Consider the following 16,626-nt stretch of genomic DNA (forward strand, 5'->3'; position numbering starts at 1 on the left):
CGAAAAGCCCGATAGTCTTCAAAAAGCCCCACTCTTTTACGTCGCCGATATTGCGTTACTCGCCGTCTTTCCGTTTGCGCTCCATAGCAAAATTGCCGGCCTCTTAATCATGCTGATCTTGACGTTAATTGTCACCATCATCAATTCACCCATCCAAATTCATTTCCTCAACCTTGCCGAGACCGAATACCCCCAATCATTGGTGTTTGCCTCATCTTTAAGTTCAATCTTCTTCAATTTCGGAATCTCACTGGGCTCTGCGACCGCGTCGAGTCTGGTAAGCGTTGTTGGGTTGGACAGGATTAGTATTGGCTCAGTGGTCTACGCCATCATCTCCTTGGGATTCTTATTCTTACTCAACCATGCCGTTCGCAAACGGGCACGCCAAGTCTAATAAGCGCTTTCAATGCCGTCAACACTGAAATTTAAACATCAAATTAATTGCTTTCACATGCATATGAATTAAACTGAGTTTATAGATATGACTAAAAAGGAGCGATTCTGATGAAAGCATTCGGTTACGAACAAAACGGCGGCCCAGAGGTATTTCAAGAGTATGAATTACCAACCCCAGAAATTAAGTCCAACCAGATTCTGATCAAAACAGAAGCATTCAACTTAAATAATTTTGAAGCAATGCAGCGGGCTGGAAAGTTGAAACCAACGGATCACCGGATTATTCCCGGAAGAGATGTTGCCGGCTTTGTGGAACGCGTCGGAGAAGACGTAACCGACTTTGATATCGGTGACCGCGTGGTGGCACATGGTCATCATTCGTACGCTGAGTATTCAGTCGGTGAGGACTCAAATACCGTGTTAATTCCAAGCGGTGTTCCCTACATTGCAGCAGCTGCAATCGTGACTCCCGGATTGGCGGCCTACAAGGGGATTCATTTATTTGGAAAGGTTCAACCCGGACAAACGGTGGTTGTTAAAGGTGCCTCCGGTGGTGTGGGATCACTGGCGGCTCAAATTGCCTTGGATATCGGTGCCAAAGTCATTGGTGTGGGTTCCAGTAAAAATGAAGAATATGTTAAGTCCCTTGGCATTGATCAATACGTCGCTTACGACAGGGAGGACCCATCCGAAACGCTGGCAGATACTGCCGACGTTGTCATTGATGCGGCGTTAAACGGTAACGGCTATGAAAGTGACGTTAAAATCGTTAAAGATGGCGGTATTATTGCAAGTGTCGCCGACGGGGATCCCCCAACGGATAAGGATGTTCATTTCAACCACATTCACCCGACCCAAGAAATTTCGGACGATGATGCCCTAACTGCCATGCTTGAACTGATGACAGCAGGTAAACTTAAGATTCGAATCGGCTACAAGCTTCCATTCACATTGGATAGTGTGATTAAAGGACATCAACTTCTGGATTCAAAACATGCCGGCAGAATTGTGATTGCTAAATAATCGATTTTGGGTACGATGGTCGAATTGTCGGTACCACGTAATATTCCACAATTTTATCAAAAAAATAGAGGCCGGAAACTCGCAGTTAATGCGGATTTCCGGCCTCTTTTTGAGTCACACGCCTATTTGCTATCCTTACCTTTTTGCTTGTCTTTCACAATTGCCTCTGAATACAACTTGTCGACTAGCTCCGGATTTGATTTGCCGGGATTTAATTCCACAATCTGTCCGGCAGCTGAGTATACAATCCATTCAGCCAGGTTAACAACGTGATCGCCAATTCGTTCCAGCAGCTTAATAACCATGAAGTAACTCGAACTTGCCGTTACCGTTGCCGTATCCGATTGAACCGCGTCGGTAATTTCATCTCGGATTAACAGATACTGCTCATCAACTTTGACATCGTTGTCAGAAAGACTCTTGGCACCATCAGCATCGCTTTTAACGTAAGCTTCCAACGCGCTTTCCAACATGTGACGAACTTCTTCAGTCATCTTTGCAATTGATTTTTCCACCTTGGGAATTCGCGGATTTCCCTTCACCCGAATTGTTTCACGAGCAATGCTGACAGCATGGTCGCCAATTCGTTCCAAATCAGAACTGGCCTTCAAAATACTGATAATCACTCGAAAATCCGTCGCAACCGGCTGCTGAAGGGCAATCAAACTCAAAGCTTGCTTTTCCAGTTTCATTTCATCTGTATTAGTTTGAACATCTTCATCAATAACAGATTGAGCCATTTTCTTGTCATGTTCAATAAACGCTGTCGTGGATTTATAAATCTGTTCACTAATCGTCAGACCCATTTCCACAAATCGGCCGTGCAGCTTTTTTAACTCATCATCAAATAATTCTCTCATCGTTTATAATCCTCCTAGCCAAACTTTCCGTTTAGGTAATCACTGGTTTTTTCGTCATCGGGGTGGATAAACATTTTCTCGGTCTTACTGAACTCAACCAAGTCACCGTTCAGCAAGAATGCTGTTTTATCCGAAATTCGTGAAGCTTGCTGCATGTTATGAGTCACGATAATAATCGTGTATTCATCCCGGATATTTAACAACGTATCTTCAATTTTGGCACTTGAAATTGGATCCAAAGCACTGGTTGGTTCGTCTAAGAGTACCACTTCCGGTTGAACAGCCAGCACCCGGGCAACACAGATTCGTTGTTGCTGACCGCCTGAAAAGGACAGCGCGTTTTCATATAGATGATCCTTAACCTCATTCCAAATTGCTGCCTGCTTTAGGCTGGTCTCAACCCGTTCATCCAGGACGTGTTTGTCCTTTTCGCCCGCTAACCGCAAGCCGTAAGCCACGTTTTCATAAACACTAAACGGAAACGGATTAGGCTGTTGAAACACCATTCCGACGCGCTTTCGGAGATCAACAATGTCGACGCCAGGTGCATAAATGTCCTGGTCTTCAAGCTTCATCGAACCGGTAATTGTGACTCCTTTGATTAAATCGTTCATCCTGTTCAGGCATCTCAAGTACGTTGATTTTCCACATCCGGATGGGCCAATCAGCGCCGTAATTTCGTGCTCTTCAAAATCCAAACTGATTCCGTGAAGGGCTTCTTTTGAGCCATAACTCAAATGGACGTCATTACTTGTAATTATCTTTGGCATTGTCCATTCCCCTTTTTATCCAAAGTTGCCGGAGATATAATCTTCAGTTGCTTTGATTTGTGGTGTTGTAAATATCTTCTCAGTGACGTCATATTCAAGAACGTGACCCATATGGAAGAAAGCCGTGTAATCCGCAATCCGTGACGCTTGCTGCATGTTATGGGTCACAATGATAATCGAATAATTTTCTCGTAGTTGCATCAAGGTTTCCTCGATTTTTGCAGTAGAAATTGGATCCAGCGCACTGGCTGGTTCATCCAGCAATAAAATGTCGGGCTTCATTGCCACGCATCGGGCAATACACAACCGTTGCGCCTGACCACCGGATAGAGCTAAAGCACTTTTATCAAGATCGTCTTTAACTTCATCCCAAAGTGCGGCCGCCTTTAAGCTTTCTTCAACCCGCTGATTGAGCTCGGCTTTATCCTTGATACCATTTCGTTTCAACGCGAACGTAATGTTTTCACGGATTGATTTGGCAAATGGGTTAGGGCGTTGAAACACCATGTTAATGTGCTTTCGGACTTCATAGACATTGATATTTTTAGAGTTGATATCCAATCCTCGATACATAATTTTGCCCTGAACCATCGCAATCCGGTCATTCATCCGGTTGAGACAACGTAGATACGTTGATTTACCGGATCCAGAGGCCCCGATTAACGCGGTAATCCGGTGTCGCGGAAACGCCAGCGTTGCGTCATGCATCGCATGGTTGTCACCATAAAACACCTGTAAATTATCGGTGGTCATTGCTTTTTCGAGTGGAATATCAATAATGTGCGTTTGATTATAGTCATATTCTTGCATAATAATCTCCTACTTCGTTGCCGTCATGCGTTTGTATAACCAGCGGCCGAGCATTCGAGCCAATAAGTTAAATAACAGAATAACGACGATTAAGACGGCTGAAGCGCCGCTTGAAATCGATGCAGCATCAGGGGTAACCCCTTCCGTGTTCACCTTCCAAATATGAACAGCCAGCGTTTCGGCAGGTCGCATAAAGTTCAAGAAGCTGGCACTATCCATTGGGTTCCAGTCGCCGTAGTTAACCGTTGGGGCACTTTGTCCGGCCGTGTAAATCAAGGCAGCGGCTTCACCAAACACCCGACCGGCGCTTAGGATAATCCCGGTTAAAATTCCGGGAAGTGCGGCTGGAAGGACAATTCCGGTAATCGTTCGCCAGCGCGATAAGCCCAGTGATAAGCCGGCCTCACGCTGCAGCTGGGATACATCTTGAAGTGATTCTTCAATACTTCTTGTCAGCAGCGGTAAGTTGAAGAATGTCAACGCAATCGCACCTGCAAGAATTGAAAACCCCATGTGGAAATTAACAACGAATAACAAGAATCCAAACAGGCCCACAACCACTGAAGGCAATGAACTTAAAACCTCAACGGCCGTTCTAACCACACTTGTTACCCAATTGATTGGTGCATATTCGGATAAATAAATGCCAGAACCTAAGGCAATTGGAAACGAGATAATCAATGTTAAGACCAACAAGTACAGTGAGTTAAACAACTGATCGCGAATCCCACCACCGGCAGCAAACGACTGGGCAGGTGACGTTAAGAAATGCCATGAAATATGGGGTACCCCGGTAATCAGAATATAGCCAAGTAAAAAGACCAGAATTGCTAAAACGCAGGCGACCAAAAAATAAATAATGCCGGTTGCAATGTTATTGCTTGTTTTTGAATTCATTTTTTCAGACTGCCTCGCTTTCCAATTACTCGAACCAAGATGTTAAAGACCAATGACATCAGCAGAAGAATGAGCGCAAGCGACCAAAGCGCGTTGTTTGGCAGCGTGCCCATAGTCGTATTCCCAATTCCGGTGGTTAACTGACTCGTCAGAGTTGACGATGGTGTTAATAATCCATGTGGCATCAAGACGGCGTTTCCAATCACCATTTGGACGGCAAGGGCTTCACCAAATGCGCGTGACATTCCAAAAATGATGGCGGTTAGGATTCCTGGGGTGGCCGATCGGAGAACGACTTTGTAAATCGTCTGCCATCTGGTTGCTCCAAGCGCTAATGATGCTGAACGATAAAACATCGGAACGGCTTTAATACTGTCGACGGACATCGATGTAATGGTTGGGAGCACCATGACGAAGAGAACCAGTGTCCCGGCAAGAATCCCAAAGCCCGTTCCGCCAAATGCGTGACGGATCAACGGAACAATGACTGAAAGGCCAATAAATCCATAAACAACGGAGGGGATTCCAACCAGCAGTTCAATAACTGGTTGTAAGATCTTAGACCCTTTTTCAGGGGCAATTTCTGTCATGAAAAGCGCGACCCCCAACGCAAACGGCGTGGCAACAACGGCCGCCAGCACCGTCACGCTAAATGACGTCACGATCATCGGAAGTGCGCCAATTTCCGGATTACCATGTTTATCCAGCAATGACGGGTTCCAAGTTGTCCCTGATAAGAACTTCCAGAGACTCACATGGTTAACCGTGAAGGTTGCAAGCCCCCTTGTCGTAATAAAATACAGAATGGAAATAACGAGCAAGCTCACGAATCCGATACAGATATAGGTGATGCCTTTACCGAATAAATCTTCATGAGTTGCCTTTGATGGATTTTGAAGATCACGTTTGATTTCATCCATGATTAACCTCCTAATTTGGTTATTCGAAATTTAAATGAGTACCTTAACTTGAGGAAGGCTGGAGGCATTTGATTTGCCTTCAGCCTTCGATTGATGTTGACTGTTTTATTGTAGCGTTACGTTGCTTTTACCTAGTGAGTTTGAAATATGTTTCGAGTACGTTTAAACGTATCTCCAGATCTTGAATCATTATTTTTCGCTAACCGCGTTACTTGCATTCTTAGTTACTTTCATATCATGAATACTGATGTAACCAAGTTTTTGAACCAAGCTGTCTTGAACCTTGCTTGAGTCCATGTAGTTCAAGAATTTCTTGGTCGCTTTGTTTGGTTGACCCTTAGTGTACATATGTTCATATGACCAGATCTTCCATTTGTTGGTTGTGACATTGGCATCAGTTGGTTTGACGTTGTTAACTGATAAGGCTTTAAGCTTGTTGTTAACGTATGAGAAGGCTAAGTAACTGATGGTACCAGGGGTGCTTGAAACGATCTTTTGAACAGTTCCGTTTGAATCTTGTTCCTGGGCTTTAACTGCCTTGGCACCTTCAAGAACGGCTGATTCGAATGTGGCACGAGTACCTGAACCTTGGGCACGGTTAACAACGGTGATCTTTTCATTCTTGCCGCCAACTTGTTTCCAGTTGGTATATTTACCAGTGAAGATTCCTTTTAATTGTGCCATGGTCAAATTGCTGACGCTGACATCCTTATTAACAACTGGTGTCATACCAACAACGGCAACTTGGTGGTCAACCAATTCTTTTGCTTTGATACCATCTTGCTGTTCAGCGAAGATGTCTGAGTTACCAATTTGAACGGCGCCGGTTTGAACTTGGCTTAATCCGGTACCTGAACCGCCACCTTGAACGGAAATGTTAACGCCTTTATTTGCTTTTTGATAATTGCTTGCTGCTTGTTCAACTAATGGTTGTAAGGCAGTGGAACCAACGGCGGTAATTTTAACGTTAGAATCAGCTGAAGACTTCTTTGACTTCGAACTGCTCGACCCACATCCAGTTAGTAATACCCCCACAGCTGTCATTGCTACAATAGTTGAAAAAAAGGATCTTTTTTTCATAATTCGATTTCCTCCTAATGAAAACCCAAGTTTTTTTAGTACTCATTTAAGTACATTCTCAATATAACAACAGCATGTAAATATCGAGTTTCGTTTATGTAAAAGTAACGTAAAAGTGGCCATTTTTATCGAAAAGTATGGCATAACTTAAGATGTAAACTATTTATCTAATATGGAGGAAGACCGGATGCCATTGGAAATCTTATTGATCAGCCAAAATTTAAAACTAGCGGGTCAGCTTGAAAAGCAGCTTGCCGCCTATCAAATTAACACCAGAGTGTCTTTTGAACCACTTGACCATTTACTTCAACAGGTTTCCGGAATTGTCTGGGACTTGAATACCACTGAGTTGCCACAAAATTCCTCGGAGTTACAAATTTTACGAAGCCAAATTGCCGGACCCATCCTATTATTAGATGAGCAGACACGCCCAATTGAAACAATCTGTTCTTATTTTTTGGATGACCATCTGGATGACTACATCCATAACGCCCCGTTAAGCGAAATGATCGCGCGGATCATTCAAAAGATTTGGGTCTATCAAAATAAAGACAACCTCCAGCTCAATCAGCAAAGCCAAGAGTCAGAAAGTTTGCGCGTCGGCCACCTGGTCATTGACCTAAGCAAATTCGAGGTTAATAACGGTCGAAAGAAGCTTAATTTAAGTCCAATTGAATATAAATTGCTACTATTCTTTGTCAGCAATTCCAACACCGTCCTTAGTCGAACCCAGATTGCCTCAGCGGTGTGGGGTAATACCACGGGCGCGACCCTGAGAATCATTGATACCCACATCAGTAACTTACGAAAGAAAATCGAGATTGAACCAAAAAATCCCCAGATGTTAACAACCATCCGAGGATTTGGGTATTTGTTCAAAAATAGTGGCGCTGAGAAGTCTCAAGTTAATTAGGAGAGTGGGCCAACAGGCGTTTTGATCCCAGAATTTAAGCCAGTCAGCGAATCATGAAGGACGCTTCTCATACACTTTTTCCTGATGCTTCAGTAACTTCTGGCATGTATTCACAAAGGTTTGACCATACGCGGCACGGATTTCATCTTCCCATTCACCATCGTTTCCCTGTTCATCAAGTATCGGTTCAAGCCATTGATTGGTCGGCAATAATTTAAGTAAAGAATGTTTGGTGAACTGTGAAAACAGTAAATTTTCACCAAAGAAGGTTGCCAGCTTTTTTTGAAGTCGTGGCACTTCAATTGGTAACAACAGGTTATTTGCGTTATTGCGGTCACCAAGAAGCAACTCACAATTAAGAAAGTCGGTCTTCAGATCAAAAGCCTTATCTTTGTGTGCGTGCGCAATATCTGGAATCATTCGAATGAACCAAATGAGCTTATGATGTTCCAGGGTAATAAGCAAATTGAGAACTGCGATATCTAATGGACTAAGGGTAAACCTGGCTTCTTGAACCGTAATGGGATGCAGACTGTTCGAAACGGCATTGAACAAATCACCAAAAGTTCCCGGCTCTTCCCAGAGAACTTCAATCTGGTGGGCATGTCGCAGCCAAAGCGGATGGGTTGCCACTCGCAGTGTTATCCAATAGACCTGACCTTGCGTATCAAAGCCTTTAATTAACCAGTAGGAACTGGCAGTCGAGCGTGCATAATTGCTGGCAGCCAGTTCCAAACCGTCCGGTAAGGCAGCTCGAACCGTTTCAATCAGCCATTCACGGTAGGAAGGCTTATCTGTAAATTCATATGCTTGTTCTCGCGGACGGGATTTAGCCACTTACTCCGCCTCCCTTTTCAACCTAAAAATCATTTCAATATTAGTTTACGCTTTTTCGCCAACGTGGACAAAAAAGAGCTTCGGCAAATACTTTCCAGCCCAACAAAAAAACACCAAGGACAAGCAAAATCCTTGGTGTTTCTCAGTTCATTTAATTGTTTCACATGAAACATCAGGCTTTGACCGTCTTGATCCCAAGGAATTCTTGAATCTGGTCACTTGGAATTGATTTAATAACCGGTCCGCCAATTTTATGAACATAAATTAAGCTTAGATGGCCATCACGATTCTTTTTGTCGTTTTTGATTTTATCAAAGACTTCGTCGGAATTCAGCAGATCCGACGTAACGGGTAAGCCGACCGCCTCCAAGCGCTCACGTAATTCTTGGGTAATTCCCGGCACGGCTAATTCTTTATCCTCAAAAATTTGTTGGATTGCAATCATGCCAATGCTGACGGCTTCTCCGTGACGTAAACCGCCCTCTGCCAACGCTTCAACTGCATGACCAATGGTATGACCATAGTTCAGTAATTGGCGCAGGCCGCCCTCTTTTTCATCACCCATCACAATATCCGTCTTGTACTGAACTGAGTGAATGCTTAACTCTTCAGCGTTTGCTAAAATTTCTTCTGGTGAGTTAATGGATTTAACCAAGTTCCACAGGTCACCATCAGATAAGGCCGCCACCTTCACAATTTCACCGTAACCCTCAACCAAGTCGCGCGTTTTCAGTGTTTTTAAAGTGTCCGGATCAATGATAACCAAATCCGGTTGGTAGAACGACCCAACAATGTTCTTGGTAGCATCCAAATCAACGGCCGTCTTGCCGCCAACTGAGCTGTCAACTTGGGCCAACAATGAGGTTGGCATTTGTATTAAGCCAATCCCGCGCATGTAAGTGGCAGCCAAGAATCCGGCCAAATCACCAGTCACGCCACCGCCCAGTGCAATGACACCATCATCGCGATTAAAACTGTCAGCCGCCATCTGCCGGGCAAGATCAGCTAAAACTTCCAACGATTTAGATGCTTCACCCGCTGGGAATTGGTATTCATGAACCGTGAATCCAACGGCTTCAAGCGCTTCAGCGACCTGTGCCTGGTAAAGCGGTGCGACATTACTATCACTAACCAACGCGATTTTTCGTTTAGACCACACGCTGGATACGAGTTGTCCTGTACAGCCCAGGATGCCACTGGCAATTTCAACATTGTAGGAATGATCGGGTAATTCTACTTTGATTATTTTCATAACTTGACCTCACTTTTTTCTTGGATTGGGGTGGTAATTACCTGACGAATGGCAAAGGCTTGCTGTGCCATTGCGCGGTATTCATCAGGCTTGAGTGCTTGAGCACCATCAGAGAATGCGTGAGCAGGATCATCGTGAATTTCAACAACCAAGCCGCTTGCGCCAACGGCAACGCCTGCCATAGCTTCCGGTGTCACAAATTCCGTGTGGCCGGCAGCGTGACTTGGGTCAACAATCACTGGGTAGTGGGTTAACTTTTGCAAAACGGGTACGGCGCCGACATCAAGGGTGTTTCGCGTGTATTTGTTATCAAACGTCCGAATTCCGCGTTCTGTAATGATAATATTATGGTTCCCACCAGCCGCGATGTACTCAGCCGCATTTAAGATATCATCAATCGTAGCAGACATTCCGCGTTTTAGCATTACTGGAGTCTGAGTTTTACCAACTGCCTTTAAAAGTGAGAAGTTCTGCATGTTTCTGGCACCAATTTGGAAAATATCCGTGTACTTCTCAACCATCGGAACATGATCTTCATCCATGACCTCAGTCAAAACGTCCATATCAAATGCATCTGCGGCCGCTCTGAGAAATTTCAAACCATCCTCGCCTAATCCTTGGAATGAGTATGGGGAAGTCCGTGGTTTGAAGGCCCCACCACGCAATACAGTCGCGCCGCCGCTCTTGGCAACCTTGGCCATCTTCATAACATGTTCAGCCGATTCAACGGAACATGGGCCAGCCATCATTGTGAAATGATCACCGCCAATGACGCTGTGTGGTGTGGTGACAACCGTATCCTCAGGGTGGAATAATCGACTGCCTTGAACTGCGGCTGGCACATTATCAATAATTAAGTCAATTGCGGCTTTTTCTTCAGCATTCAGGTCTTTTTCACTGACACCCTGAAGGGCAACCCGATTGTTATGAACAAAAACCTCGTTCGTATCGGTGAAGCGATTCTTAATTTCGTCAATAATATTTTCGTGCCCGTTCTTAATTACAATAATCATAGTATGATCTCCTTTGTGTGTTTGCCCAAGTTATAAATAAAATAAAACTCCCGCAGCGTATACAACACCGCGGGAGTCAGAATTTTGGGTAAAAAAATTGGTCCCGCAGTATTTTTGAAAATAACTGTGTGACCGAAGTAAGTAATCATGATGAACTACTATTGGCCGCACAGGATGTGAGGAAGTGCCCACATCCTGTCCGGTGTGAACACTAAGCGTACCAATAGTAATAAAATCGATTAATTTTTGAATTAATTTTTATCATGATTAGAGTCTCCTAAGAAAGTTAAATTTTAATTGCATAGAGCATATAATGAATTCCAGAAAGTGTCAACCCCCAACTTTGATATTTTAATTTTCTTGACATTTTCTCATAATGAGCGTAATTTAAATGACAATTAAATATCCGTCCAAAATAAACCGTTGAAGTGGAGATCAAGATTGTTGTGCACGTTAAGAGAGTCGCTATCGCTGAGAATGCGGCCGAACGCAGGCAGTTAAATGGACCACTGAGGGTTCTTCCGAATCAAAGTACGAAGAAACGTGTTGGTATACGTCAGTTACCGGAGGGATGTTGGTCCCTTGCTAAGCGTGATTAATTGGCAGATAGACTGTACTTCAGGCTGTCTGTGCCAATCAATCAAATGAAGGTGGCACCGCGGAAAATCCGTCCTTTACAAACAATTGGTTTGTGATGGGCGGATTTTTTTATTGAAATTACGGAGGGTATTTTATGAAAACAGTAGGAAAACGATGGCAATTCCAACGTTGTTAATTTCAGAAACGACAGAATAATTTGGAGGCCATTTCAATGAATATTAAACAATTACATCAATTTACGCAATCTTTTCCAGCTATACCAATTTCGATTCAGTTTCAAATGACTGATTTTGATCCGATTGCAATTACCCAAGCTTTTGATCAACCTGACAAGCCCTGCTTTTTACTAACGGGGCAGCCCAAGAAAACAGAAGACGGTTATTCTTTTATTGGACTCAATCCAAGGATGGCGCTGACTTACCGTAACGGCAGATTGACAACGACCGATTATTTGGGGAATGTTTCACATGAAACAATTCCTTTAAAACCCGTATTGGAGCGAATTTTAGCCAACAACAAAACACCGAAGTTAGCTGATTTACCGCCGTTTAATGGTGGCTTGGTTGGTTACTTCAGCTACGACTACGCTAAATACGCGACTTCGGCTCACCTCCCAGAAGTTGCCGATCCCATGGCATTAAACGATGTTGACCTATTATTAATCGATCAGGTAATTGCCTTTAATCATACGACCAAGGTTGTCACCCTAACCCGGGTCATTGCCAGTTCCGACCTCGATCGGAAGTACGACGCCACAATTGCGTCATTACAGACTCTCCAGCACGAAATACAACGGGTTCACCATCAAAGCGCATTGCCAGCCTTTTCAATGACCGACTTCAAGCTCCAATTTTCGCTACCTGAATTTACGGAAAAAGTGGCGGTGGCCAAGAAACATATCTTAGATGGTGATATTTTTCAGGTCCAGCTTTCAAATCCTCAGCACGCCAAGATGACCGGTTCTTTATTTGCCGCCGCACCAAGGCTATTTCAGCAGAGCCCCTCTCCTTATCAGTTTTATTTCCGCCACGACGACTTTGAAACCCTTGGCGCATCACCGGAAACTATGATTACCAAACGTGATAAAACGTTATTTACTTACCCATTGGCCGGAACCAGACGGAGGGGGCGAAATAAAGTTGAAGATGATGCTTTCGCTGATGAGCTTCAACATAATCCAAAAGAACTATCCGAACACAACATGCTAATTGACCTGGGTCGAAATGACCTGGGGAGTGTCAGTCAGTTCGGGTCTGTGAAAGTCACTGCATTTAGGAATTTACTGAAGTTTTCGAACGTTATGCATATGGGATCAGTGGTCGAAAGCACCGTCGCCGATAATGTGACGTCAGTTGATATCATTCATTCACTTTTACCAGCCGGAACTTTATCCGGTGCCCCCAAAATCTCTGCCATGCAAATCATTGGCCAACTTGAAAACAATAAGCACGGCTTATATGGTGGCTGTCTTGGTTATTTGGGATTTGATGGTGATTTGGACATGTGTATTGGGATTCGACTTGCATTTCGAAAGGGAGCCGATCTGGTCGTAAGATCGGCTGCCGGAATCGTTGCTGATAGCATTCCAAAACATGAATATCAAGAATTTAACAATAAAGCTCGGTCAATCGTTACAGCCTTAATGGAAACTTCTGAGAAAGGGGATGTTGCTGATGCATTACTTAATCGATAACTATGATAGTTTCACATACAACCTATACCAATTGATTGGAAGCCTAACAAGGGACCCGATCACCGTTGTGAAAAACGATCGGGTTGACGTTGAAAGTCTAATGAAAATCAATCCTGAAAGCATCATCCTTTCTCCTGGACCAGGGAGACCAGAAGATGCGGGCAACATGCCACAAATTCTGGATGCCTTCCTTGGCCGCGTCCCAATCCTGGGTGTTTGTCTGGGGCACCAAGCCATCGCCGAAGCATATGGGGCCACCGTGACCCACGCACCGATACTCATGCATGGAAAGCCGTCTGATGTCGAGCTTATGAGACGTGATCCATTATTTCTTGGCTGCCCAGAACATTTTCAGGCTGCCAGGTACCATTCATTAATCGTTGATCGAACAACTATCCCCGCAGATTTATTAGTGACCGCTCAGACCCACGATGGTGAAATTATGGCCATCAGTGATCCACAGCGCATGGTTTATGGCGTTCAATTTCACCCCGAATCAATCATGACGGATCCCGATGTCGGCAAACAAATCATTCGCAATTTTTTGAAAGTCGTCGATGTCCATAACGGCCAACCAGCGGTCATGTAAATTACCTGCTGGACGCAAAACAGGTTAGGCCCCAGACGGTCTAACCTGTTTTTATTGTTGAATTCACAAAAATACTAGTTATCAGTCGACGCTATACTTGTTTCAAAACCTTTGACCTGCTGAGCATCTTGAAAATGGCTTGAACACAGACTGCTCCGAACAAGAAGACTGAAATCAACCTGACTGAGAACAAAGCCAAAATCATTGGCAAATGGTAGTGGACATAACCCAGTCGGAACAGTTCATATCCAAATGACACAACCGTCGTCGTGATCGCCGACGTGGTCAACGCTGGCCAACCCCAGTTTTTATATCTCAAAAGCGTGAATCCAAGTTCACTCCCAATTCCTTGAACAATTCCGGAAATAAGGGCGCTGGCGCCAAAGGTTCCACCAAAGATCACTTCAGCGGCAGCCCCCAGCACTTCACCAATAATTGCGGCTCCAGGGACACGTACCAGGTAAATCGACAACGGTCCAGCCATAATCCATAATCCAAACAGGGCTTCATTGGCAAACGGCCCAATTGCCATCGTTAAGAAATTGTAGAGATAATCGGTTCCAACAAATATTGCCCCAAAAACAATCGCAATAATTGCCAGTAAAATAACGTCTTGTAATTGAAATTTCTTTTTCATCATTGATCTCCCTTTAAATGACACCAGTCAAATATAAATGCCGCAATGACGCGGGTGTATTCTAATAATTGCTGAAAGCTGAGACTTTCGTTATCACTGTGGGCCTGCTCCATTGTCCCAGGGCCAAAATCAACTGCTGGAATGTGATAATACCCAAACCAGCCACTATCTGATACTGATGGTGACATACTGATCGTTGGCGCATGTCCGGCTACTTCGGTGTAACTTTGCTCCAGCGTTTGCATCCCCGGATGATCCGAATCAAGCTCCAAAGAAGGAAAGACTTCCCCTTTATCAGCCAACAGTGAATCGCCACCCCAACTGAAAGTCGGTAAATTATCTCGTAGCCACGGATCTGCTTTGGCCGCGGCAATCACTTGTTCTTCAACGGCTTTGGTAATGTCGTCCACGTTTTCATCGGGGTAGAAATGAACTGTAATCCATAGTTTGGCTTCACTCGGGATATAAGCTGGGTGAAGTCCACCCTCGATGTACGCGGGGTTAATGGTATCAATCCCCGGTGCAAATCCAGGATAATGCTTGGTAATCCCCCAGTAACGTTCAAGCTTTTCGAGCGCCTGGATGACGACCACCATTTTTTCAATCATGTTAGCAGCCTCTAGTCCACCGCCAGTGCTGATCATGGCGGCTCGATTACCATCATGATAAATGTGCGGGCTCTTCAACGTAATCCAGCCGGTAATAACCCCTCCTTGGCCTTGAAAATTCATATTGGAAGTGTCACCCACAACTGCAAAATCAGCCGTTTCGCCATTTTTTAACAAGGTTTTGGTTCCGGCTTCACCAGCCTCTTCACCAACGACCGATTGAAAACGTAGGTCCCCAGGCAGTTCAATTCCTAATTGATGAAGAAGGGAAAATACATATAAAAAGCTTGCCATTCCACCCTTCATGTCACTGACACCACGACCAAGTAAAACATCCCCTTGCCGCGTCAGCTTAAACGGATCGGTGTCCCAGCTGTCGCGATCAATGGTTGCCACGTCAACGTGACCATTAAGCAATAAGCTATGATAGCGTTCAGGATCCGATCCAGCTTTTTGTCCGGATACCAACTCATCGCCCTGATAAAATGGCGTTTGCTTGGTCTCAAAGCCAGCGGTGGCCAGCTGTTCCACAATAAATTTTTGAATCGCAATCGTATTTCGAGCCGGCGGTGACGTGGTTTCAAACGAAATTAATCGGTCCAGCAGCGTCAATAATTGGTCTTGATTCTCATCCACTGCTTGAAGTAACTGTTGCTTGGTTGCCAATTTTTATGCCTCCATTCTTGATTGACTTGAACTGCGCTGCAACAAAAAAATCCCCCTTTCTTCTCAGTATCGAAGAAAGAGGGAACAGCATAAAAAGTTGGTTAACTGATTATCTATTAGCTCACAAAAAAGTTTTCGTTCTTCCTTCGACAGTCCTAACTGCATCAGGTTCAATGGGTTTTATCTCAGCCATACGGCACCCCAGACTACTTTATTCAATTCGTCAATGAACTACTTGACAGCCTTAATGATATAACGATTTGCCAAAATGTCAAAACAATTTTCAATGACCTGCAGCAAAAAGAGGACCAGCGTTTAGCCGATCCTCTTTCAAATTCGCCAGACACTCCCATACCTGGCAAACTTTGACCTAGATGAAAACTTTATTCTGATTGGCTACTTGTCTATGACGTTGCCAATCCACCAGTCCAGTGACTTGCTGCACTGGATGTGTAAACTTTAATTGAGTAAGTACCGGAACCTACCCACAAGCTGCCGCTCAACGTCCCAGTAGATGAACTGATTGTTTTATAGAGTGAGCCATCTTTGTAGATGCTGATTGAAAATGGATCTGCGCTTGAAGCACCAGAATCAGTTGAGGTTTGAACGTTATAGTGCAGGGTATTAATCAGATTAGTGGCTTTAACCGTCACATTGTAACCTGAATTGTCATTCGTATATTGACTGCCACTTTCGCGAGAGGTCAATGATAATTTTTGGTTATCCTGTTTGCTCTTTTGTTGCTGTGGTTTGTGGTTAGTTTGTGCTTGTCTTGGTGCTGGATTAACAGCTGCATTGGCAACAACACTGCCTAAAAGTGTGGGGGCGACCATTGCGGCTGCAGCGCCAAATGTGATTAATGATTTTTTAATATTCATAAATTAAAACTCCCTTTCGATTATAGATAAATTGTGGTGCGGGTATATCCAGTTAACCTCCTTTCATATTTGATGTCATTAGAATACGTTGACAAGCTAAATTGAGCCTTAAAGCAGTGAATTGGATTGATCAATTTGCGGGATCTTCAGAAAATCTTTGCAAATTTGAGAGAGTGTGACGAGC

16 protein-coding genes, 1 pseudogene and 1 riboswitch are annotated in these 16,626 nt (G+C 44.2%); of the genes and pseudogenes, 5 read left to right on the forward strand and 12 right to left on the reverse strand.

Annotation, left to right across the window (positions count from 1 at the left end; all coding sequences use genetic code 11):
- Both AB3112_RS02510 and AB3112_RS02515 read left to right on the forward strand, forming a co-directional pair.
- Positions 1-394, forward strand: a pseudogene (locus AB3112_RS02510) (MFS transporter); the annotation flags it as partial.
- 110 nt (positions 395-504) lie between these two features.
- A complete protein-coding gene (locus AB3112_RS02515; protein ID WP_367333907.1) occupies positions 505-1,419 on the forward strand; it encodes an NADP-dependent oxidoreductase in 915 nt (304 codons plus the stop codon).
- Between the two features lie 122 nt (positions 1,420-1,541).
- Here AB3112_RS02515 and phoU read toward each other — a convergent pair whose 3' ends face one another.
- The 6 genes from phoU to AB3112_RS02545 all read right to left on the reverse strand — a co-directional run bounded on the left by phoU (position 1,542) and on the right by AB3112_RS02545 (position 6,756).
- Positions 1,542-2,279, reverse strand: a complete 738-nt coding sequence (gene phoU, locus AB3112_RS02520; RefSeq protein WP_057909461.1) for a phosphate signaling complex protein PhoU — start codon at positions 2,277-2,279, stop codon at positions 1,542-1,544.
- 14 nt (positions 2,280-2,293) lie between these two features.
- Complete coding sequence (gene pstB / locus AB3112_RS02525; RefSeq protein ID WP_084973800.1) at positions 2,294-3,049, reverse strand: phosphate ABC transporter ATP-binding protein PstB; 756 nt, start codon at positions 3,047-3,049, stop codon at positions 2,294-2,296.
- Positions 3,050-3,064: 15 nt separating this feature from the next.
- Positions 3,065-3,859, reverse strand: a complete 795-nt coding sequence (pstB, locus tag AB3112_RS02530) for a phosphate ABC transporter ATP-binding protein PstB (RefSeq protein WP_065463770.1) — start codon at positions 3,857-3,859, stop codon at positions 3,065-3,067.
- Positions 3,860-3,868: 9 nt separating this feature from the next.
- Positions 3,869-4,756 carry a phosphate ABC transporter permease PstA gene (pstA, locus tag AB3112_RS02535; protein WP_057909458.1) on the reverse strand — a complete coding sequence of 296 codons (888 nt, stop codon included), beginning with the start codon at positions 4,754-4,756 and terminating at the stop codon, positions 3,869-3,871.
- Positions 4,753-5,676, reverse strand: a complete 924-nt coding sequence (gene pstC, locus AB3112_RS02540; protein ID WP_057909457.1) for a phosphate ABC transporter permease subunit PstC — start codon at positions 5,674-5,676, stop codon at positions 4,753-4,755. The genes pstA and pstC overlap by 4 nt, the downstream gene beginning before the upstream one ends.
- A gap of 189 nt (positions 5,677-5,865) precedes the next feature.
- Positions 5,866-6,756, reverse strand: coding sequence for a phosphate ABC transporter substrate-binding protein PstS family protein (locus tag AB3112_RS02545; protein WP_057909456.1), 891 nt, complete (start codon positions 6,754-6,756; stop codon positions 5,866-5,868).
- Positions 6,757-6,943: 187 nt separating this feature from the next.
- On the opposite strand from AB3112_RS02545, the gene AB3112_RS02550 reads away from it, so the two are divergent.
- A complete protein-coding gene (locus AB3112_RS02550) occupies positions 6,944-7,669 on the forward strand; it encodes a response regulator transcription factor (protein WP_179136524.1) in 726 nt (241 codons plus the stop codon).
- 51 nt (positions 7,670-7,720) lie between these two features.
- Here the strand turns inward: AB3112_RS02550 and AB3112_RS02555 are convergent, their stop codons facing one another.
- From AB3112_RS02555 to aroF, 3 genes are all read right to left on the reverse strand, one after another.
- Entirely contained in the window at positions 7,721-8,506 is a 786-nt protein-coding gene (locus AB3112_RS02555) for a hypothetical protein (RefSeq protein WP_084973794.1), read from the reverse strand.
- Positions 8,507-8,678: 172 nt separating this feature from the next.
- On the reverse strand, positions 8,679-9,758 hold the full coding sequence (gene aroB / locus AB3112_RS02560) for a 3-dehydroquinate synthase (protein ID WP_084973792.1): 1,080 nt from the start codon (positions 9,756-9,758) through the stop codon (positions 8,679-8,681).
- Positions 9,755-10,771: a 3-deoxy-7-phosphoheptulonate synthase gene (aroF, locus tag AB3112_RS02565; RefSeq protein WP_084973790.1), complete on the reverse strand. Its 1,017-nt coding sequence runs from the start codon at positions 10,769-10,771 to the stop codon at positions 9,755-9,757. The genes aroB and aroF overlap by 4 nt, the downstream gene beginning before the upstream one ends.
- 811 nt (positions 10,772-11,582) lie before the next feature.
- Between aroF and AB3112_RS02570 the strand changes: the two genes are divergently transcribed.
- Together AB3112_RS02570 and AB3112_RS02575 are read left to right on the forward strand one after the other, a co-directional pair.
- Positions 11,583-13,064 carry an anthranilate synthase component I family protein gene (locus AB3112_RS02570; RefSeq protein WP_367333908.1) on the forward strand — a complete coding sequence of 494 codons (1,482 nt, stop codon included), beginning with the start codon at positions 11,583-11,585 and terminating at the stop codon, positions 13,062-13,064.
- Positions 13,045-13,653, forward strand: a complete 609-nt coding sequence (locus AB3112_RS02575; protein ID WP_084973786.1) for an aminodeoxychorismate/anthranilate synthase component II — start codon at positions 13,045-13,047, stop codon at positions 13,651-13,653. The genes AB3112_RS02570 and AB3112_RS02575 overlap by 20 nt, the downstream gene beginning before the upstream one ends.
- A 91-nt stretch (positions 13,654-13,744) precedes the next feature.
- Here AB3112_RS02575 and AB3112_RS02580 read toward each other — a convergent pair whose 3' ends face one another.
- The 3 genes from AB3112_RS02580 to AB3112_RS02590 form a co-directional block, all read right to left on the reverse strand.
- Entirely contained in the window at positions 13,745-14,290 is a 546-nt protein-coding gene (locus AB3112_RS02580; RefSeq protein WP_057909449.1) for an ECF transporter S component, read from the reverse strand.
- Entirely contained in the window at positions 14,290-15,564 is a 1,275-nt protein-coding gene (locus AB3112_RS02585; protein ID WP_057909448.1) for an acetylornithine deacetylase, read from the reverse strand. Before AB3112_RS02585 ends, AB3112_RS02580 begins: the two co-directional genes overlap by 1 nt.
- Before the next feature lie 124 nt (positions 15,565-15,688).
- A riboswitch (TPP riboswitch) is annotated at positions 15,689-15,778 on the reverse strand.
- Positions 15,779-15,968: 190 nt separating this feature from the next.
- Positions 15,969-16,442 (reverse strand): hypothetical protein, encoded by a 474-nt coding sequence (locus tag AB3112_RS02590; protein WP_057909447.1) that lies wholly within the window; start codon positions 16,440-16,442, stop codon positions 15,969-15,971.
- Between the last annotated feature and the right edge of the window lie 184 nt (positions 16,443-16,626).

Origin of the sequence: Lentilactobacillus sp. (assembly GCF_040773105.1) — a bacterium.
In the GTDB taxonomy this organism is placed as follows: Bacteria; Bacillota; Bacilli; order Lactobacillales; family Lactobacillaceae; genus Lentilactobacillus; species Lentilactobacillus parabuchneri.